18 protein-coding genes are annotated in these 20,010 nt (G+C 51.7%); 13 read left to right on the forward strand and 5 right to left on the reverse strand.

Annotation, left to right across the window (positions count from 1 at the left end; genetic code table 11):
* Positions 1-10: 10 nt before the first annotated feature.
* From EVJ24_RS07460 to EVJ24_RS07490, 7 genes are all read left to right on the forward strand, one after another.
* The gene (locus EVJ24_RS07460; protein WP_236637593.1) at positions 11-502 is read left to right on the forward strand and encodes a DUF2199 domain-containing protein; all 492 of its coding nucleotides are present in this window, start codon (positions 11-13) and stop codon (positions 500-502) included.
* 14 nt (positions 503-516) lie between these two features.
* Entirely contained in the window at positions 517-969 is a 453-nt protein-coding gene (locus tag EVJ24_RS07465) for a hypothetical protein (RefSeq protein WP_131440652.1), read from the forward strand.
* Positions 970-1,290: 321 nt separating this feature from the next.
* Positions 1,291-1,800: a GNAT family N-acetyltransferase gene (locus EVJ24_RS07470; protein WP_131440654.1), complete on the forward strand. Its 510-nt coding sequence runs from the start codon at positions 1,291-1,293 to the stop codon at positions 1,798-1,800.
* 178 nt (positions 1,801-1,978) lie between these two features.
* Positions 1,979-2,773, forward strand: a complete 795-nt coding sequence (locus EVJ24_RS07475; RefSeq protein WP_131440655.1) for a hypothetical protein — start codon at positions 1,979-1,981, stop codon at positions 2,771-2,773.
* A gap of 12 nt (positions 2,774-2,785) precedes the next feature.
* On the forward strand, positions 2,786-3,268 hold the full coding sequence (locus EVJ24_RS07480) for an SRPBCC family protein (protein WP_131440657.1): 483 nt from the start codon (positions 2,786-2,788) through the stop codon (positions 3,266-3,268).
* Between the two features lie 2 nt (positions 3,269-3,270).
* A complete protein-coding gene (locus tag EVJ24_RS07485; RefSeq protein WP_131440659.1) occupies positions 3,271-3,747 on the forward strand; it encodes a GNAT family N-acetyltransferase in 477 nt (158 codons plus the stop codon).
* Positions 3,748-3,766: 19 nt separating this feature from the next.
* Positions 3,767-4,747, forward strand: coding sequence for a Gfo/Idh/MocA family protein (locus EVJ24_RS07490; RefSeq protein WP_131440661.1), 981 nt, complete (start codon positions 3,767-3,769; stop codon positions 4,745-4,747).
* Between the two features lie 136 nt (positions 4,748-4,883).
* On the opposite strand, the gene EVJ24_RS07495 is transcribed toward EVJ24_RS07490, so the two are convergent.
* Positions 4,884-8,264, reverse strand: a complete 3,381-nt coding sequence (locus EVJ24_RS07495) for a dynamin family protein (protein ID WP_236637594.1) — start codon at positions 8,262-8,264, stop codon at positions 4,884-4,886.
* A 16-nt stretch (positions 8,265-8,280) separates the two neighbouring features.
* Positions 8,281-8,901 carry an NAD(P)-dependent oxidoreductase gene (locus tag EVJ24_RS07500; protein ID WP_084812885.1) on the reverse strand — a complete coding sequence of 207 codons (621 nt, stop codon included), beginning with the start codon at positions 8,899-8,901 and terminating at the stop codon, positions 8,281-8,283.
* 187 nt (positions 8,902-9,088) lie between these two features.
* Between EVJ24_RS07500 and EVJ24_RS07505 the strand changes: the two genes are divergently transcribed.
* The gene (locus EVJ24_RS07505) at positions 9,089-10,180 is read left to right on the forward strand and encodes an FUSC family protein (RefSeq protein ID WP_071397493.1); all 1,092 of its coding nucleotides are present in this window, start codon (positions 9,089-9,091) and stop codon (positions 10,178-10,180) included.
* A gap of 273 nt (positions 10,181-10,453) precedes the next feature.
* Here EVJ24_RS07505 and EVJ24_RS07510 read toward each other — a convergent pair whose 3' ends face one another.
* From EVJ24_RS07510 to EVJ24_RS07520, 3 genes are read right to left on the reverse strand one after another with little or no spacing between them, the layout of a single operon-like run.
* Complete coding sequence (locus tag EVJ24_RS07510) at positions 10,454-11,509, reverse strand: DUF58 domain-containing protein (RefSeq protein WP_131440665.1); 1,056 nt, start codon at positions 11,507-11,509, stop codon at positions 10,454-10,456.
* Positions 11,506-12,432, reverse strand: a complete 927-nt coding sequence (locus tag EVJ24_RS07515; protein WP_131440667.1) for an AAA family ATPase — start codon at positions 12,430-12,432, stop codon at positions 11,506-11,508. The genes EVJ24_RS07510 and EVJ24_RS07515 overlap by 4 nt, the downstream gene beginning before the upstream one ends.
* Complete coding sequence (locus EVJ24_RS07520; RefSeq protein ID WP_131440669.1) at positions 12,432-13,133, reverse strand: hypothetical protein; 702 nt, start codon at positions 13,131-13,133, stop codon at positions 12,432-12,434. Before EVJ24_RS07520 ends, EVJ24_RS07515 begins: the two co-directional genes overlap by 1 nt.
* 392 nt (positions 13,134-13,525) lie before the next feature.
* On the opposite strand from EVJ24_RS07520, the gene EVJ24_RS07525 reads away from it, so the two are divergent.
* From EVJ24_RS07525 to EVJ24_RS07550, 5 genes are all read left to right on the forward strand, one after another.
* Complete coding sequence (locus EVJ24_RS07525) at positions 13,526-14,035, forward strand: PH domain-containing protein (protein ID WP_071397497.1); 510 nt, start codon at positions 13,526-13,528, stop codon at positions 14,033-14,035.
* A complete protein-coding gene (locus EVJ24_RS07530) occupies positions 14,032-15,522 on the forward strand; it encodes a PH domain-containing protein (RefSeq protein WP_131440671.1) in 1,491 nt (496 codons plus the stop codon). The genes EVJ24_RS07525 and EVJ24_RS07530 overlap by 4 nt, the downstream gene beginning before the upstream one ends.
* A gap of 382 nt (positions 15,523-15,904) precedes the next feature.
* On the forward strand, positions 15,905-17,041 hold the full coding sequence (locus tag EVJ24_RS07540) for an RNA-guided endonuclease TnpB family protein (protein WP_131440675.1): 1,137 nt from the start codon (positions 15,905-15,907) through the stop codon (positions 17,039-17,041).
* Positions 17,042-17,925: 884 nt separating this feature from the next.
* Complete coding sequence (locus EVJ24_RS07545; RefSeq protein WP_016508713.1) at positions 17,926-19,188, forward strand: NCS2 family permease; 1,263 nt, start codon at positions 17,926-17,928, stop codon at positions 19,186-19,188.
* A 229-nt stretch (positions 19,189-19,417) separates the two neighbouring features.
* On the forward strand, positions 19,418-19,993 hold the full coding sequence (locus tag EVJ24_RS07550) for a TetR/AcrR family transcriptional regulator (RefSeq protein ID WP_131440677.1): 576 nt from the start codon (positions 19,418-19,420) through the stop codon (positions 19,991-19,993).
* Positions 19,994-20,010: the final 17 nt, after the last annotated feature.

Below are 20,010 nucleotides of genomic sequence, written 5' to 3' on the forward strand. Positions count from 1 at the left end.
CATAGCGCGAGTGTGCCTGCTCGGTTGCCAGACGCCGATCGACACACCGCTTGGATACGGCTCACTCATGCCGACCTATATCGAGGATTTCTCTAAGAAAGACATGAAGCGACGTGTCTTTTTGACCGAGGACATCTGCGTCCTAGACGAGGAACATTTCTTTGTGAATGGTTGCCTCGAACTCCAGATTATCGGAGAGGACGACGTCTTCACTTGGAACGTCTGGGTATCGCTCAGCGCTGATAACTTCTTTCGGATGTTTGATACGTGGGAAGACCCGGCTCGTGTCGGACTTGAACCGATGTTCGGCTGGTTTTCGACAGACTTGCCCGATTATCCGGATACAATTAATTTGAAGACGAATGTCCATATCCGAGAGGTCGGGATGCGGCCGTTTATCGAATTAGAGCCGACTGATCATCCGCTTGCCGTTGAACAGTGGGAAGGCATCACACGTGAATGGATTGAAGAACTAGCGCGTATTGTGGAAAGCGACGTGTGAGAGGAGAGCCCAATTTGAATGATTACACGGTAGGGAATATTTTTGAGCTGTACTCAGGAAACGAGGTTCTTTCGGCGGAGCAACAAGCGATGATGGATTGCATCAATGCATACGTTGAGGCAAAACAGTTCAAACAGCTCGAGTATTACCTTCAACATACCCAGGGTATCGAACAGCTGTTGATTGACCACGTGATGATGGACCCGACTGATAAAAGCCGATGGGACTGGCTCATTGGGTATAAGTTAATTGAAACAATCGAAGATTTTGCACGGGTGAACAGCTTCGCTCTCACCGCCTATACATATCATCCGAATGATACGTTCTATTATGCGCTCGCCTTATATTGGACGGGATGGAATGACTTTGTCATCACGGATGAGGACGTCGCCTTGGCAGAGTCGCTCATCGAACAAGGACCGGAAGAAGTGAGTGGCTTGCTTTGCATTGCGTTGGCGAAAATCTGAAGCAGCACTGTTATCAACTCGCCATCGAACGCTGTCCTTGGACACCAGAACCTTACTTATGGCTCGGGAAGCGCCACCTTTATTCTAATTCTGCAGAAGGAAAGATGCTCATCCAGCAAGGACTTGACCGAGTGAAGGATACATGGGGATTCGATCAAAAGGGGCGCTGGTTCAATACGGGATCACAATATTTCAATCCCACCACGTGGCGACAAGACACCATCGCTGAGCTGCTCGGTCTAAGCATGTCCCATGACGAGTATAAAAAATATGAGCGGATGATCAATAAAAAATAGTCACTTTTAAGAATGGAGCATTGGAATGACCACAATCTCTTTAGCCAAACCATCAGATGTGAATGCAATCGAACAACTGTATCTCGCCTGTAAAGACGATTTGCTCCACAGACAGATTTTCCAATGGGACGACACGTACCCGAACCGCGCCTATTTCGAGGATTGTATCAAAGAAGGCTCTATCTATATCATGAAAGACGGTGAGCAGTTGCTCGGAGTCGTCGTAATCGATGAATTACAGTCGCCGGAATGGAGAGAAATCGACTGGCGTCACGATAACCCGCTCGTCATCCATTCCTTGATGGTACATCCTGAGGGGCAAGGCAAAGGTCTCGGAAGAAACGTGCTCGAGTTCTCGGAACGATTGGCTGTCGAGCGAGGCTATGCCAGTATCCGGCTCGACAGCTTCACAGGGAATGAAGCAGCTTGCAACTTTTATAAGCGGCACGGTTACGTCGAACGCGGAAACGTCCATTTTGATTCGAAACCGAAAGGGCATGAACGGTATGTCTGTTTTGAAAAGGAGCTTGTCTAAATCATGCAATGGTCTGCCGTCACGGTTTGGCTTGAACGAAGTCCAAAATATGTTTCTATGAAAAGGAAATGGGCTACTATACCGATGTAAGAGAACTGAGTCGGAGCAACTCAAAGGGGCTACATACACGAGGGGACGTCGAACAGTCATCAACATGACAAGAAGGGGAGATTCAACGATGTGGGATCAAACAACGAAGTTACTGATGAAAAAGGCAAAGAAACATAAAAAATGGACCGAAGGCGTTTTTGTCAATCCGGTCTATTGGATGGTAAACGGAACGCCATACTACATGGCAGGCTTTACGCGAAACAATCAATCGGTGGCAAGCGCCTACTTTACAATCGGGGATGAGAAAGTAGACGAAGTACTGATTGCGCAGCCAAACCTGTCTTATTTTGCCGATTTAAGCGGCAACCTATCTCAGATGGCGACGGAACGCTTAAACATTCCGATTACTTTTTACACGAAACCGTTAAGCATACCGGTTGTTAATGCGAGTCCACAAGTTCAGCAGGGGAGAGACGCATTTGAAGATTTTTGGGAGGTTCAACAAGCGTATAACCAGGTGCTTCGTGACTATACGGCGTACTATAACGATGACGTATTGATCCGAAAACACATTACGGACACGGATTTGACTAAGATTAAAGAATTCGCCGTGCTAGCAGACATCTATCAACATCAAACGTTGAAGATTTTAACGAGCCAGGGTGAAGCCATTCAAGCGTTCGCGGCGTTTCTTGAAAACACACAAGAGTGGTCAAGTCTGTCTCGAGAAGAAAAGAAATTCATCAAAGGGATTGCGGTCGGCAAAGAAAATATGCAGAAGAACATGGACGCTTTAAACGTGCTCGAAGCCAATGATTTTGACCAAATGGTTAAGTTGAATTATGACCACTTAATTAATAAAAATAAAGCAATCATCGAGGGGCAACGACAGTATATCCGTTATCCGAAAGGGATTTCTTAAGGGGGATTTGAGGTGAAACAACTTGAAGTAGCTACATACCACATGACAATTGACGCACCAATCGACCATGTTTTCTCCTGCCTCACAGAAGATGAACATATCGTCAAATGGAACGATCATTTGATTGAAAATATTTATGAGGATGGGGACGCGTCACTCGTGACGGGGAAACGGTTCATCTCGGTCCAACAGTTCGAGAAGAAAGAGATTCGGGTCGAATCCGAATTGACATATGTGAATCGCCCTTATGAGTGTGAAGTGCTAGCGATGACGAATCAGGGAATATCGACGTCTACTTATGTGCTGACCGAGACTCCGAATGGGACGGACGTAATAATTCGCCTCACACTCATCCCATCATCATGGCTGTACTCCTTGTACGTGAAAAGCTTTGCTTGGGCGATTCGGCTCATTTACGACGATCAGTTCAAACAATTTCGGATCTATACGGAAGCGAGCGCACCGAAGCAGCCTTCCGTTCAGGGGGCGGAGTGACAATGATTCGACCTATTATTCCGACGCTGCGTGAGCCGGTGCGTGACGTCTTTATCGCTGAGTGGGGATCACCTCAAATGGTCATCTCGACCGGGACGTATGACTGCGCTACGCTCGACGGTTTCGTCGCGATGGAAGAAGCGACAATCATCGGGCTGATCACGTATGTCATTAGAGAAGAGGAACTTGAAATCATCTCGCTCGATAGTTTGCGAGAAAACCGCGGCATCGGGTCGTCACTACTCGATGAAGTAGAGCGCTTGGGCCGGCTTCATGGGCTCAAGCGTATGTCGCTCATCACGACGAACGATAACTTACGAGCGCTCGCTTTCTATCAAAAGCGGGGTTGGCGCCTCGCAGGCATCATCCCTGGTGCGGTTGATGAGGCCCGCCTACAAAAACCGTCGATTCCAATGATCGGCGAGCACGGCATCCCGCTACATGACGAGATCATTCTTAGCAAAGTCATTACAACCTAAAGAAAAGAGGAGTCTTCCTATGATTCGATTCGGTATTATCGGCACGAACTTTATCACCCATTCATTTTTAGAAGCCATCCACGAAGTCGAAGGTGCGACCGTTGCGGCCGTCTATTCACGGACAGCGGAGCGGGCGACCGAATTCGCAAAAGAGTGTGGAATCGTCCATACGTTCACCTCGCTTGAAGATATGGCGATGAGCGACGTCATCGACGCGGTCTATATCGCTAGCCCGAACTCGCTCCATGCTGAGCAGAGCATCTTGTTCATGCGACATGGCAAACACGTCCTCTGCGAGAAACCGTTCGCCTCGAACGTTGACGAGGTCAAATTGATGCTCGAGACGGCACGTCAGCATGATGTCGTCCTCCTTGAGGCGCTCCGCAACCTATTCATGCCGAACTTCCAAATATTGCGTCAAACGCTGCCTCGCGTCGGTCCCGTCCGGCGCGTCATCTTGAACAAGTCGCAATACTCGTCGCGCTACGACTTGTATAAGCGCGGGGATAACCCGAATACATTCAATCCAATGTTCTCGAACGGATCGCTCATGGACCTCGGCGTCTATTGCCTCGGTCCCGCCTTGAAACTGTTCGGTCGGCCGGACGCCGTGCAGGCGAACGCCGTCAAACTCGACTCTGGGGTCGACGGGAGTGGTTCGGCCATCTTGTCGTATGACGGCATGGACATTATCGTGCTCCATTCGAAGATTCACGGCACGGACGCACCGTCTGAAATCATCGGGGAAGCGGGCCGCATCGTCATCGACGATATCGCCTCGCTCGACCGCTTGACGTTCGTCGGGCGCGACGGGACGACCGTCGAACTTGGTTCAGAACAGGCGAGCCATATGACGTATGAGATTCAAACGTTCGTGAACATGATTGAGGCAGGGGAGCGGGAGACCGAGATCCATTCATTTGACGATATGTTCTTGCTTGCTGACGTCATGACCGATATCCGGCGCCGCATCGACGTCCGTTATCCGGCAGATGTATAAAAACAAGCCTCGAGCGCGCGCTCGAGGCTTGTTTTATGATTCTTTATTGAGATACAAATGGCGGATAAACAACCCGAGTGCGACCGTCATGATGACGGCCGGGATCAGGCCGACGAGCAATAATGAACCCATGCGTTCAGTCCTTTCTGAGTGCGTCGAGGCGCTGTTTCATGTCATCGAACGACTGTCCGTCCGTGAGCATGCTCAGTTCGCCAGTAACGAGGTCGTTCACTTCACGGTTCCAAGCAGTGCTGAGCGTCGTCTCGAGCAATTGTAAGTGCGAAGCGGTCCGTTCGGCTTGAGCGGCACCGACTGCTTCGAGCTGTTCCCGGACGGCGGCTTTTAAGCGTGCGCTCAAGTCGTCGCGCAGCTTCGTCCGACCGTCAGCTTCGAAGAATTGATTCGCGTTCTTATAGTGCTTCAACACGGGACGGAACGGGTCCGCTTCGAACGTGACCGGATCGACGGCGTCGCGGAGCCAGTCGATGTCGATGTCTTCTTCGTATGATAACGTCGGCAAGACGGGGCGCAGTTTGAGCGTCTCACGCTCGATCAACCGTTCTGTCTCTTGCTTCAAGAAGCGCTCGAGCCGATATTGGAACACTTGCAGCTCTTGGTGAATGTCATACGCATACTTGTCGAGCGTGCGTGTCAGGGCGCGCTCGAGACTCGCCTTCGAGCCGTCGACTTCGACCGGATGGAACGTCTCCTTGACGAAGTCCGAGAGCCGGAAGAGGGAGCGCGTCTCGAGGTGGGCGAGCAGTTCGTTCACTTCGCGCGTGAACGGGTCGACGAGCGTCGTGACGCTTAATCGGTTGTCGGACTCACGCAACTGTTCGAGTTGTGTACGATGTGTTTCTTTAACAGTCGCATCGGCTTCGGCTTCGCGTAAGACGTCTTCGAACGCGGCGACGAGAGCGCTCGTCTCGTCTTTGATGCGGACGGCGTTCGCTTGGCGCAGGTCATGGTCGACGAACTGCTCGAGCTTGGCCGAGAAGCGGTCGAAACCATTGTCTCTGCCTTGGATGGCGTTCCGGCTTGAGATCGGCAGGACGGTCGGATTGCGGACGCCGAGCTTCGTCAACTGGTTCGACACGTAATCGGTCACGGCATCGCGTTCCGCGTCATCGGTCGCCAAATCGGACGCGTTGACGAGGAAGAACATGTCATGGCCGCCCGTCCCTTGGACCCGCCCGAGCTGGATGACGAGCTCGCGGTCGGCCTCGGTGAAGGCGTGGTTGTAGTACGTCACGAACAGGACGGCGTCGGCGTCGCGCATATAGCCGAACTGTACCTCGCTGTGGCGGTTGAACTGGGAGTCGGCGCCCGGCGTGTCGACGAAGATGATCCCGCGCTCGGCCCAAGGGGAGTCGACATATAGCTCGATCTCCTTGACGATGCAACTCTTCTCTTCCTCGGTGACGAACGAGCAGAACGTGTCGTAGTCGACCGACTGCTCACTGCCGAGATAGGACAGAGGAGCGTTCTTGACGGCGTTGACGAACGGGTGGTCGATGCTGAGCGCTTCAAGTGAAGCGCCGTAGCCGTTCAGTTCCGCCTCGAGCTCGTCCCGTGTCTTGAACGTGATCGAGGCGCTCTTATGGGCTTGACCGTTCGGAGGCACTATCTTTGTGATCGAGGCCGTCAACGGGTTCGGCGACGTCGGGAGCACCGTTTCGCCGAGCAACGCGTTAAGCGTCGACGACTTTCCGGACGAGAACGCACCGAAGATGGCGAGCGTGTAACGCTCGGACTCGGCCCGGGCCAACTTGTGGCGCAACGACTTCACGCGTGACTTAAACAACGGATGACGTTCTAATATTTCACATACCGCATACTCGTAAGAAAAATCTAATAAAAAAGCAACAATATCATCGCCCAAAAGCGAGGTCGACGCAACTTCTTGTTGCTGGTGTTCGACTTGTTTTTTCGGTAACTGGTCGGCCTCTACGTAATGTCGGGTCTCGAGGTCGCCCAACCGGTCTTCCGAAATGTCACGTGTGGCGTAAGTAGAGAGCAGCGCTTGCTTTTCAGCAAGCCGGCGTTGGAGCGCCAGCGTATCGAGCATGTCATATAAGTCGTTTTGCTCGGCCTTGATTTGGTCGATCCGTTTTTTTCCTTCAGCCTCGAGATACGTCTCGACCGAGGTGACCCACGGGTCGGACACTTTCGTCACCCAAGCGGCGAGGGCAGACTCGATGTCACGGCTGAACTGGAGGACCGTGTCGCCACTGAGTGACGCCCCGGCCTTCACTTGCTCGCTGATTAGCGTCTTCGGTGCGGACGGCAATGTGTCGGGACGAGACAAGATCGCTTCTGGCAGCTTCAAGTCACGGACGATGTCCTCGGCGTATTTGATCAAGTGGGGCCGCAAGTTCGTATCAATCAATCGGTTGAACTCTTTGGCGGCGACGTCTTCACGCCGCACACGTTCCTGGCGCGTCTTTTCTTTTGAGAAGAACAGGCCGACTTTGAACTCAGGTGCACAACTCTCCAGATAATCCCGCAACAGTTCACGGAACTCATAGTTCATGATCGGCGCACTGACGACGATCGGGGACTGGTGTTTAAAGAACTCACGACGGAACGACTGCAGCCACGTCGATTTCTTCTCGAGTCGCTGGAGCCGGGATTGGATCTCCGCCGTCTGCTTCTCGACGACCGGAAGCTGTTCGATCGCTGTCTCGATTGACCGCACAGACCGGTCGAGCAACGTGTCGACGAGGAGACTTGCTCGCGCCTCACTCTGCTCTCGGGCGGTCTCGATGACGGCTTGGACGTGGGTCCTGAGCCGGACAACCTCGTTCTCCGGGTGGTCGAGCTCACGGAGCGAGATGTAGAACATATCGTCCGGATTGATGGCATGACGCATAAACGCCGTCTCGAGCGAGCGTTTGAACGCGTCAAACGGAAGTTCCGTCTCGTCGTGCTTGTCGATCTGATTGATGATGATCGAGTAGGGGCGGGCTTCAGCGCTGAACTGTTTCATCAACTGGATGTTCTGCTCCGATTGGACGTGATTGTAGTCCATCATGAAGAACAAATGGTCGGCGAGGAAGAGCGACCGTTCCGTCGCTTGGCGGTGACGCTCATCGGTCGAGTCGATACCTGGTGTGTCCATCAAGACGACATCACTTCCGAACGGGAAGCGCGGCAGGGCGTATTCGACTTCTTTGATCTCTTCGATTTTGCAGTAGTCACCTAAATGTTCGAGCTCATCGGTCCCGAGTCGGATCCAGTCCGTGTCATTGATTGCGACCGAGGCACTTGCGTCACCGTTACGGAGCGTGACGATGTTCGCGCTCGTCGGGATCGGGCTCGTCGGTAATACCCCGTCGCCGAGCCAGTTGTTGAGCAGCGTCGATTTACCGGCCGAGAAGTGACCGCAGACGGCGATCCAGATCTCGTCACGCGTCACTTTCCGGAGTGCGGTCCGGGCGAGCCGGGCCGACTCGGTCTCGTCTTCTGTTTCAAATACGTCGGTCAATTGCGCCAGGCGCATGCGTTGTTCGTTCATAATCCCCATCCCCTAATCATGATTCCGTCGTGATCCCGACGCGGTGTCTGATGTATGTTCTGTCTTTCCAGGCGCGAAGCACGAGCTCGGCGACGTCATCCCGTGAGATCGGGCCTGAGTTCAACGTGCCCAACACGTCGGCCGTGATGACAATCTCACCGACAGATTCGCCTTCGATCAATTGCGTCGGACAGACGATCGTGTAGTCGAGGTCGGAGGCTTCGAACAGCTCATAGGCTCGGGCGTGGTCCTCGGCTGCGGTCGTCATCGAGCGTTTCGACTCACGCGTCTCGAAGCGATAGTTGTCCGAGTCGTGTGCCCGTAAGATGCCGGCTGTGCCGACGATCAAGATGCGTTTGAGTCCTGCCTGTTGCATCGCCGCGATGACGAGCGGGGTGAAGTGCGACAAGACGTTTTGTTTGTCGGTGCCGAGTGCTGACATGACGACGTCAGCACGTTGTATCGTTTCAATGACGGCTTCCTGGTCGGTGGCGTCGCCGATGATGACGTCAAGACCGTCCCTCGGTTGAAGCGGTCGTCTCGTTAATAGGCGGACGTGATGTCCGTCCTCCAGTAATCGTTCAAGCATCCGCATCCCCGTGCGGCCGCTTCCTCCAAATAAAGCAATGGTTGACAAGTAAACCCCTCCCCATCAAGATTAAAGAAAATATCCAACGCCATCATACCACGGAAGCGCTCTCGAATCGGGCAAAATGACCTGACTTCGACCGGTTCGAAGGGCAAATGTTTCACGCACGCCGAAGTCGGCTAAAAAAATTGCATGACGTGTACAAAGGGGGAAGACACTCCGGTGTCGAGAACGCATGAGATTTGGAGCTAGAACGATCAAAACCGGGATTTCTGTCGCCCTGGTGTTACTTATTGCCGAAGCGTTTCAATTTGAACAAATCGTCGTCCCGGCACTCGCGGCCTCACTCGCCTTACTGCCGTCGGTGTATCAGACGGGTGTCCGGCTTTTAGAGGAGATGAAAGGGAACTTGATCGGTGCCTTACTGGCCGTGTTCTCGTTGATGCTGACACCGAACCCGACACCGATCGCAATCGGCGTCGTCATCATCATCGCCATCTCGATCCTGCTCTTCTTGAACCTCGAGTCGACGACGCGGACCGTCATCTTGACGACGATCTTGATCATGGAAGGGGCGAGCCAGTCCGACTTGTCGATTTGGATGTTCGCCGGCGAACGTTACTTGCTCATCATGATGGGGATCACCGTCGCGCTGCTCGTCAACGCGTTATTGTTCCCGCCGCGCTATGAACGGAAGCTCGAAGATGAGATCACGACCGTCTTTCAAATGGCGGTCCGGATCGCTCGCTTGTTCTCCGAGACGGAAGGCGGCCGCTCGTCGTTCGAATCGCTCGACGAGACGAAAAAGAAACATCGCGGTTCGAAGACGACGTATGATTACTTCGAAGAAGAGATCAAAGCCAACCGCTGGCTCGAGAAGAAGACGCCGATCTACCGTCGGGCCGTCCTCAAGTCGAAGATGATCGACACGAACAGTGCCGCCATCCACGTGCTCGACAAATTGTACGACGATTATTTGACGGTCGAACATCTGCCGCCACAACTCGAAGAAGAACTGTTGCGCCATATGCGGCACTTGCTGCGTCGGCATGAGCGTTTGTTCTCGGCGTATGAACTCGAGAACGAACACATCATCGACCGCGAGGAAGACTTGATCCACGAGAACTTCGACTTCGCCAAGCTGATGATCGAGAAGATGCGCGACGAAGAGGAAGAACTCATCTTGACCGTCGTCCCGCTCGTCGCGGCGATGACGAACTGGGTCAAGGCGATGAACGAACTCGAGCGCTACCTCATCACCGAGATGAAGAAGCATAGCGACAACTTGAAAGTGGAACCGCGCAAGAAGTGGTTCTTTGAAGACTAAAAACCGCTCTCGTGAACTGAAACAAAAAAGTTAGACACTAAATAATTTGTCAGGCGACTTCGAGAACCTGGGTCCGGTATTCCACCGGGCTCAGTTTTTTTGTCGTTTTTTGATGCGGCGATGATAGTAGGAGTCGACATAACGCTCGATCTCTTGTTTGAAATGAGTCATGTCATAAAGAAAGCGTTAGTGAAGTTACAGATGTACCATAATCAGCTGGTTGAACTGCTTTTTGAATAAAAAAAAGCATCAGCTAACTTGGCTTTTAAAAAGTCAGTTAGTTGATGCAATTTTTATGAGCTGAGCTTGTTTATTTTTTATTTTCGTCACGTAAGGGGAGAACCGGGTTGAACCCATGTAATGATCTTGTTCCGATAGACTGGAGAGTAACGCGAGGATACTTTTAAGCTGCTTCGCCCCTTCTTGGATGCTCAAGTGGTTGACATGCCCTTTCTGATCTAATCGGTTCACAAACAGCTCGACTTTCCCGCCGCTTTCAATCAATTCCCGACTGACCAATGCCGTATCCTCTATCAGTTCCTCAAACTTATGATGTAGGCCGATCCCGTTCGAAGCTGACAAATCGAGGTACACCGTGAACATATCTTGATTGACCGGCTGGTACAGTTTCGTTTGCAAGGTGGACTTCTTCGCCGTCGCATACCAATCGATTTGTCTGGACGGTTCATCCTCATAGGGCTTCGAGGAGATTTGTAATAACCGATCTTTAATTGGAGAATATTTAGAGACGCGCTCACCAAGCTTCAGGTGTGACCGGATACGTTGCGCATGAGTACTTGAAATCGATGGATAGACCGTCCAACGTAAAGGGGGAGCCAAATAGAGTGTCAACGTCCCTAACGATAGAGGCAAGCTAATCGTGATGGAGATTTCAGCTACTTCGATGGGTCCCCTTCGATTACCTGTAAGTTCGAAGACGAAATCAGACGGCAGCTCGTCCAATTCGATGATGGATTCCGTATGCCCCTCTAGATTCACGACGTAATGTCCATCCTTCGGCGTACGTATATATGTTTTCGTGCTCATTTCGTTTAACAGGTGCACGTTCGTCAGGTCGAGGGTGAACTTACACCTGTCGTCTTTGAACAGAATCGAGTCGTACTGCCTCCAGGTGACGTCCATTTGTGCAGTCAATCGTTTCGTGTAACGCTCGATGTAAAGACTTGCCGCCAAAAAAACAGCGAGAACGAATGAAAGGATCGAGAGGTACGGCACGAACAATAAGATGAGCATCACTGAAAACAAGACGATTTGGATGCGCTTCTCAAGCAAGAAGAATACATTGGTCGAGATGTTCATCCCGGTCACATGCCCATCTCGACCGGGACCGGGACGGACTCCAAGATTTCTTCCACAACCATTGCCTTCGAGGACTTGATCTCGCCTTCGAGCGTCAGTGTCAACCGATGAGCGAAAACGTATGGGGCCAAGAACTTGATGTCCTCTGGTGTGACATAGTCACGATTGTGGATATAGGCATAACTTTGCGCGGCTTTCGAGAGCGCAATCGTCGCACGGGGGCTGATTCCCGTCTGAACGTTCCGGTGACTGCGTGACGCGGTCGCGATCGAGACGATATAACGTAACACGTCTTTCGAGATGTGAATTTTCATGGCATCTGCTCGATATTGTAAGAGTTGCTCGAAGTCGACATTCGCTAAAACCGTCTTACGGGTCTCGGTGACGGATTCCTCTAGCAATTGAAGTTCGAATTCCTCAGTCGGATACCCTGTATGTAGACACATCATGAAGCGGTCAAGCTGCGCATCAGGCAAAGAGAATGTGCCGGATGATTCAATCGGATTTTGCGTCGCGATGACGAAGAAAGGGGTAGGTAGATGATATGTCTTGCCCCCGACCGTCACCTGTCGTTCTTCCATCGCTTCGAGCAACGCGGACTGCGTACGTGGGACGGCCCGGTTGATTTCATCGATGAGCACGATGTTGGAGAAAATCGGGCCTTGCTTATTTTCAAACTCTTGCGTCTTCAGGTTAAAAAAATCCGAACCGATAATGTCAGATGGTAATAAGTCGGCTGTGAACTGGATCCTTGAAAAGTCGCCATGGAAACTCGTCGCCAATGTCTTTGCCAGCATCGTCTTCCCGGTACCAGGGACATCTTCCAAGAGCACATGTCCGTTCGCCAGCAGCGACGTCACACACAGTTCGACCACTTTCGGGTTGCCCAAATAAACTTGGTTGATTTCATCGATCATCGCACGAATGTTCATCAAGATTTCTCTCCTTTATGGTGTTGTATGTACTGTCTGACAGATACTTTGAAGTCATGAAGTGAGCGCTCGTCGATCACGTCCAGTTCTCCATATCGCACATCGGCATAAGGTTTCACAGATTGTTCGAATCGAATGCGTGCAAACCACTCTGAGACGGTCTCATGTGGTTTTCGTTTTTGAGCGTCGCTCAAGGCGTCATTCAACGCCACGAGTAGTTTTCCAAGTTCGGTATCAGAGGCATAGAAAACGGTTGGTGTGGTCGTGGACACTGTGTTCATGTTGGCTTGCGCTGATAATGGTCTCTCGTCATCTGAGGACAGAGTCGCTTTGCGGCGCCGCTTATCCCACCAATCCCGTACTCGCTTGTAGTACTTGAGAAATAAAATGATCAAGAAAGCTATAACGGCCCATTTCAGGACGTCTGAAGCAGTATTTTGATTCTCACCGGTAATTTTTTTCTCAAAGCGTTCTTTCGACAAAAGGTTATGCCATTTCGGTATATCATTAGTGTCCTCAAGATTCTCTGTTTTTTCCTTAAAGGTTGCCGGCTCACCGTCAATATACCTTGGCTTCCCAGACATGTCTTGTTGGGTGGGACGATCTACAATCATTCCATATAGGAAAGTGCCCCCGATCTTAACTAAAGCGACGATGATCAAGGTCGATATGATGAAATAATACATTCTTCTTTTCTGCATAAACCCTCCTTCATTTTATTCTTCGAAAAGGTAAAAGCATAAATCAATCTTTCAAACGAGTTCAGTAGAGTAAGTTAATTTATACTTAAATATTCCATTATAAAAAAATAATGTCAATAATTGAATTTAAATACATTTAGAGGCTGTTAACCACCAACTTTTTAATTCGTCGTATAATAAAGAAATCTTAAGCGATGCGGAGAGAAGCGAATGCAGACTCATTTACAGCATATGATGAAGTTCTGGAACATCCGCGTCAGGTCCGACGAGTCAGACCTCGATTGGGACAGGTTGAACAGTTTCACAGTATCAAGGTGAAACTTTTTTCAAATAAACGACGTATACTAAAAGAGAGACGGACAACGCGTCCGAACGGATAGGGGGAAACACCAATGTCAGACATAGAAACAGTACCAGCATCACTCAGCGGAAAACTACCGATCGAAGCACGGACCGTGTTCCGGTTGTCTAGCGCCATCTTTTACTTGATCGGGCTCGTCATCACCGGCGGTCTCGTCGTCGCCTCGCTCTATTTTGACTGGCCGACGTGGCTTCAATACACGATGTACGCCTTGCTCGCCATCGATCTTATCTATAGCGCGATCGACATCATCGTGTTCCAAAAGTGGAAACAAGAACGCTTCACGTATGACGTAAAACCGCTCGAGATACGATTGCATCATGGCATCATCACGACACACGACGTGTTGATCCCGATGACGAAAGTGCAATACGTCCACGCCCAGCAAGGGCCGTTGCTCCGGAAATATGGTCTGCAGACGATCACGATTGGCACCGCGGCCGGGTCGCATGAGATCTATGCGATCGAAGAGTCGTTCGCGAAGACGCTCCGTGAACAAATCGCGGTCTACGCCCGGATTGAAGAGGAGGATGTCGTATGACGGAAGCGACGCTCACTTGGCATCGTCTACCGATTCGCGTTTTACTGTTACGTGTTTTAGAGGTCATCAAGTCGTTTATCATCCCGCTCGTACTGCTGTTTGTGATCAATAACGACTGGAGTTCGACGTTCGGCATCATTTTGCGCGTCGGGATCTTGCTTTTTCTCTTACTAGACGTGATTCAAAAATTCTTCGGCTGGCGTAATTTCCGCTACGCCTTGGACGACAAGACGATGTATATCATCGATGGGAATTGGATCAAAAAAGAGAAGTCGCTCCCGCTCTATAAAATTCAAAGCGTCCATTCGAACAGCCCGTTCCTTTATCGTCTGCTCAGTGTCGTCGAGTTGACGTTCGATACGAACGCGAACAGTGATGACGCCTCGTTCAAATTGGCCGGGGTGCTCCCACAGGAAGCGCAACGGTTAGAGGACATCCTCGACCAATCGCGGCAACGCAAGACCGAGACCGAACCGACACTCGAAGGCGAAGCAATCGAAGCCGTGACGGAAAAACCGGCCGGCGTCATGCTCTATGCCTTGTCGACACGCGAGATCATCATCGCATCACTGACATCGCTGTCGGTATTCGCCATCTTCCCGGTCGCTTCGACAGTCGTGTCCTCAATCGATGACTTCATCAACCTTGATGGAACGTTCAATCAAATCGAGGACTGGGTCGTCCATGCCTCGTTCATCGCGCTAGGATTATCTGTCCTGACGATTCTGATCATGTCTTTAATCATCGGGACTGTCATCAACTTCATGAAGTATGGAAACTTCCACCTCGAACGAAGAGGTGACCGGGTCCGCGTCGAGAAAGGACTTTTGAACCGTTCAGCGAAAGAAATCCCGTATGAGAAGATTCAAGCGATCCGCATCAAAGAAACGTTCATCCGGCGCTGGTTCAATATCGTCGGTGTCGAGCTCGTCGCAGCGGGCACGATGGACGAGTTAAAAGATGAGTCGTCGACGATTCTTCCGTTCGTAAAACGGAACAAGGCGATGGCCGTGCTGAACGAACACTTCAATCAGTTCACATGGGCCGATACGCTCCATCGTCTGCCGACACGTTCGCTTTGGATCAAGTTGATGCGCATCAGTTGGTTCGGTCTCATCATCAGTGGCGTCGTCCTTTATTTCTTCCGCGATTACGCCTGGTGGCTCGTCTTGTTGTGGGCCATCATCATTAGCGGCCGCGTGTTGAACTACATGACGACCCGCTATGCTCGGAACGATGACTTCATCGAGCTTCGGACAGGTGCGTTCAACGTCCGTTCGTTTTTAACTGATAAACCTCGGATCGAACGGGTAGAAGTGACGCAGACGCCGCTCCAACGCCGCTTTGGATTATGTAACGTCCAATTGTCGACGCGCGGCGGTCTCTTATCCGTCGAGTCGATTGAGGACATCCCGCGCCAAGAGGCGGACGCCATGCTCGCCTGGTTCTCACGCTATAACGTACAACACACGAAAAGGCAGGGCTAAATTTCTAATTGCTGTCTGTGAGTATAGGCATTGGGACTATTGTCTAAAACGTAAGGTATGTATTCAGTACAAAAATGAGGAAGGGATGATTTAGTTTAAAATAATCATAATTGATTGGAGTCGTGGTTGTCCTTATTCATTCTAGACGATAACTAAGCAAACGAATCTTAAATATATTAGGCGAGAGTTCTCGCTCCACTGAGCGGCTCGGTCATGGTCCAGCGTAGGATTGAGATGAATCGCCCGTCCCCCATTATCACGGTCATCCCTGTGACAAACATAACGAACAAAAGTTCGTGATTCCGTCAGATTTCCTCGCCTCCTCCGGGGGTATCGGATGAGGAAGAGACGCATCACGATTTTGGCCGAGAGGGGCGGAGGCATGCTGAAGGGCTACAAATACCGGCTCTACCCGACGGAGGCCCAGGCTGACTTCCTGGTCAGGACGATCGGCTGCGCCCGCTTCATCTACAACAAGCTGCTTGAGGACCACATCACCATCCACAAGGAGGCGGAGGCGGGGAACGAACCAAGGCGGAAGCCGCCGACGCCGGCCTCCTACAAGCCGCTATTCCCGTTCCTGTGTGAGGCGGACAGTCTCGCGCTCGCGAACGCGAAGCTACACCTCGACGCGGCGTTCGCGAAGTTCTTCGCCGGGACGGCCGGCTTCCCGGTGTTCAAATCAAAACGGAGGTCGCGTGCGTCCTACACGACGAACAACCAGCAAGGCACGATCCGCATCGAGGGCGGACGCATCCGGCTCCCCAAGGTCGGGTTCATCCGCTTCAAGCAGCACCGCGACTTCGACGGTGACATTCGGTCGGCGACCGTGTCGATGACGAAGACGGGTAAGTTCTTCGTGTCGCTCCTCGTCGAGCAGGCCGACGAGCCATGGGTCCCGGCCGCGCACAGGATCGGGATTGACCTCGGTCTCGTACACTTCGCCTCCACGACGAACGACGCGCTCTTTACGGAGAAAATCCCGAACCCGCGCAACCTGCGAAAGGCCGAGGCGCAGCTCAAACGGGCGCAGCGCGCGCTCGCCCGTAAGAAGCCGGGAAGCAAGAACCGTGAGAAGGCACGGATTCTCCTCGCGAAGAGACACGAGCAGGTCAATAACCGAAGACACGACTTCCTCCACAAGCTGTCGCGACGCATCGTCGACGAGAACCAAGTCGTCGTGGTCGAGACACTCCGAACGAGGGAGATGATGCAAAATCGGCGCCTGGCGAGGTCGATCGGGGACGCCGGATGGGGCGAGTTCGTCCGCCAGCTCGCCTACAAATGGAGGACCCATGGCCGCACGCTCATCAAGGCCGACCCATGGTTCGCCTCAACCCAAATCTGTTCGCGCTGTGGCGAGAACAGTGGCAAGAAAGGATTGGACATCCGGGAGTGGACGTGTGTCGCGTGCGGCGCGCACCACGACCGCGACGTCAACGCGAGCCTCAACCTGTTGCGCCTCGCCGAGGAAATCATGTCTTCAGGGCAAGGACTGCCCGACGAGCTTGGCCCATAACCGTAGCTAGTAAAAGCACGGTCTTCCCAAGCAGCTCGTACTTCAGGATGCGAAGCAGCCAAGTTGCAAGTAGTTCACTGGTGTTACTAATATCTAAATAAATGATAAAGAAGTGTTATTACAATTGAAATTCTTGAATTGTCAGGGTCGGGACGACCCATAGAGCTTGGTAAATAGTCTTAAAGTATAAGACGTTCCCAAGAAACTGCGATATAATTTATACATCAAAGTAGTCCACGAGTGGTCCCAGCCGCTTTGAAGTTTCAGATGAAATGGATAATACTATTTCTTAACTAATTTAAAATCAATTGGTGTTTCTATTACTGAAAAATGGGAACCAGTATGGTATGATACAAGTAGAAAGAGACCGGTGCTCGATACACCGGCCTCTGGCTTACAGGCTACCACTTCAAAAGTGGCCCAGCCGCCACAATGGTTAGTGAATCAGAAAGTGACCCATCTCATTGCGCCGAGGGGGTCATTTTTTTGTGCGTTCAGATTTTGCACGATCGGATGATTGGTGGATTACCAAGTGAACAATGATCGGAGCGAGAATCGGGACGATTACATAATCGCCGACCCAATTCCACAGTTGTTCCATCCGCACCACCGCCTTCCTCCATTGCGGAATTGACGGCTGACCCCACTATTGCTGCGTTAACCTGCCTCTTTATTATAGCAGATTCCGCGCAAAAAAGATGCTAAAAACAAGAACGTTTGTTCTTATTTTATAAAATGAACCTTTAGATGGAGTCGTCTCAACATTGGGTCCAAAGATGGAATTGAACTATGATAGTGTTGCATGTCTGAAGTCAGACAGGATATAATAAGTCTCGTGTGTATTCACATGGGTGGGTGAGGGTGCCAACAAAGGATTGATTCCTATGGCAAAACAAACAGAATGGAAAACAGAAACATACGGGGGCGTGCTGAACTTTCTGGCGACAGCATACATCCCGGCCGTACATGCGGCAATCTTGACACAAGCCGGACTCCCGTTCGAGGGAGCGCTCGTCGGAGCGATTTTGACAAGTATCATCGGGACGTTCATCGCGGGACTGTTCAACTTACCGTTGTTGCTCCTACCTGGTATGGGCATCAACGCGTTGTTCACGTACACGCTCGTCTTGCAGATGGGACTGAGCTGGCAGAGCGCGCTCGCCGTCTCGCTCGTCTCGGGGGCGCTCGTCGTCCTCATGACGGTGACGAAAGTGGCGAGGAAACTCGCGAACGCGTTCCCGCCGATCATTCATGACGGACTGACGGTCGGGCTCGGCCTGTTCCTCATCTTGATCGGGCTCGAAGCGGCAGGGATCGTCTCGGGCGGTGGTGGGGCACTGCTCCACATCGGAGACCTTGGGGAGCGACCGGTGCAGGTCGCGTTCCTGACGCTATTCGTCGCGATTCTTTTGTTCTTGAAGATGGGACCGAGCAGCTTCCTCTGGACGATCGCGTTCGGTGTCGGTTTGAGCGCTGTCACGGGCACGCTCGACTGGACAGGTGAGTTCGCGCTCACACCGTTCTTCGAGTCGTTCGGGACCGTGTTCGGCAACGTGTCGTTCGCGCAGTCGACATCACCGATCTTCTTGATCGCGGTCGGCGTGTTGACGCTCGTCTTGTTGATCGAGAACATCAGCCTGATCCAGAATCAGACTCGGGCGATCGGCAAGGACGATCAAGCCCCGAAAGGCTTGATCGCACAAGGATTGTCGACGATGGCCGGGGCCATGTTCGGCTCGAGCCCGACCGTCTCGACGGTCGAGGTCGCGGCCGGCATCTCGGTCGGCGCACGCGGCGGCATCTCGTCGTTCGTGACGTCAGGTCTTTACGTCGTCTCGCTCTTGCTGTTGCCGCTGTTCGCGATCATTCCGGTGACGGCGATCGCGCCGGTCTTGATCATCATCGGCATGATGATGTTCCAGAACGTGAAACATCTGCCACTCGACAATTGGGAGCAGGCCTTCCCGGCGATCCTCGTCATTATCATGATCCCGTTCACGTACTCCATCGTCGATGGCATCGGGCTCGGCTTCATCGCCTATACGATGATCGTCTTGTTCAAGAAGGGCTATCGCTCGCTCAGTCCGGTCGTCGGTGTCTTGACCGTATTGTTCTTGGTTTTCTTTTCTTTACCAGTCTGGCTGTAAACATGCTGAACGGTCCCGTTCAGCATATGCTCTCCAATCGACAGTGGAAACTTGTTCCTAACGATTGGAGAGATAATCACGAGAAGAGGAGCGTCGTCCCGGGAGGATGATGCTCCTCTTCTTTCGTGTAATCAACTTCATTCTTTACTAATCGTTCTAGAAAGGATATAGTGAGGGTGTAGTTAGAACGTTCATTCTAAAACTGTGTGGTGACCGAAGGAGGATCGAGATGGCTAGAAGTAAAGAGTTTGACGAAACGATTGTATTAAAGAAAGCGATGGAATTGTTTTGGGAACAAGGGTATGAGAAAACATCGATGCAAGACTTGGTCGACCATATGGGGATTCATCGAAGAAGCATTTACGACACGTTTGGCGACAAACGCTCGTTGTTCTTAGCATCGCTCGGCGAGTATGAAAAATTCATCACGCATGAGATGGAGACGATTATTCATCAACATGAGTCCATCAAATCAGCCATCGAGGACGTGTTCCGCTTCATCCTGCGGTCTTCTGAAACGTATCCGAAAGGGTGCCTATCAGTCAATGCGGCCGTCGAATTGTCGCTCTTGGACCAAGAAATCGACCGGATGGCGACGACGATGTTCCATCGGACCGAGAACATGTTCCAAGAGTTGATTCAACAAGGGCAACGCACTGGCGAACTGTCAACCGACATCGATGCGGAACAGACGGCGCGTTTCTTGCACAACAACTTGATCGGTCTTCGTGTCTTGATCAAAACGAACTACACGCAAAAAGAATTAGAAAGCATCATCGCGCTGGCACTCAGCGTGTTGGACTGACTTTCTTTTTTTACCTG

It is taken from the genome of Exiguobacterium sp. SH1S21 (assembly GCF_004337175.1).
GTDB classification, from domain to species: domain Bacteria; phylum Bacillota; class Bacilli; order Exiguobacteriales; family Exiguobacteriaceae; genus Exiguobacterium; species Exiguobacterium aurantiacum_A.

Coding starts and splice junctions, on each gene's coding strand:
- EVJ24_RS07470 (WP_131440654.1), top strand. CDS start 1,291: ATGACCACAATCTCTTTAGCCAAACCATCAGATGTGAATGCAATCGAA.
- EVJ24_RS07475 (WP_131440655.1), top strand. CDS start 1,979: ATGTGGGATCAAACAACGAAGTTACTGATGAAAAAGGCAAAGAAACAT.
- EVJ24_RS07485 (WP_131440659.1), top strand. CDS start 3,271: ATGATTCGACCTATTATTCCGACGCTGCGTGAGCCGGTGCGTGACGTC.
- EVJ24_RS07490 (WP_131440661.1), top strand. CDS start 3,767: ATGATTCGATTCGGTATTATCGGCACGAACTTTATCACCCATTCATTT.
- EVJ24_RS07495 (WP_236637594.1), bottom strand. CDS start 8,264: ATGAACGAACAACGCATGCGCCTGGCGCAATTGACCGACGTATTTGAA.
- EVJ24_RS07505 (WP_071397493.1), top strand. CDS start 9,089: ATGAGATTTGGAGCTAGAACGATCAAAACCGGGATTTCTGTCGCCCTG.
- EVJ24_RS07515 (WP_131440667.1), bottom strand. CDS start 12,432: ATGAACATTCGTGCGATGATCGATGAAATCAACCAAGTTTATTTGGGC.
- EVJ24_RS07520 (WP_131440669.1), bottom strand. CDS start 13,133: ATGCAGAAAAGAAGAATGTATTATTTCATCATATCGACCTTGATCATC.
- EVJ24_RS07525 (WP_071397497.1), top strand. CDS start 13,526: ATGTCAGACATAGAAACAGTACCAGCATCACTCAGCGGAAAACTACCG.
- EVJ24_RS07530 (WP_131440671.1), top strand. CDS start 14,032: ATGACGGAAGCGACGCTCACTTGGCATCGTCTACCGATTCGCGTTTTA.
- EVJ24_RS07540 (WP_131440675.1), top strand. CDS start 15,905: ATGCTGAAGGGCTACAAATACCGGCTCTACCCGACGGAGGCCCAGGCT.
- EVJ24_RS07545 (WP_016508713.1), top strand. CDS start 17,926: ATGGCAAAACAAACAGAATGGAAAACAGAAACATACGGGGGCGTGCTG.
- EVJ24_RS07550 (WP_131440677.1), top strand. CDS start 19,418: ATGGCTAGAAGTAAAGAGTTTGACGAAACGATTGTATTAAAGAAAGCG.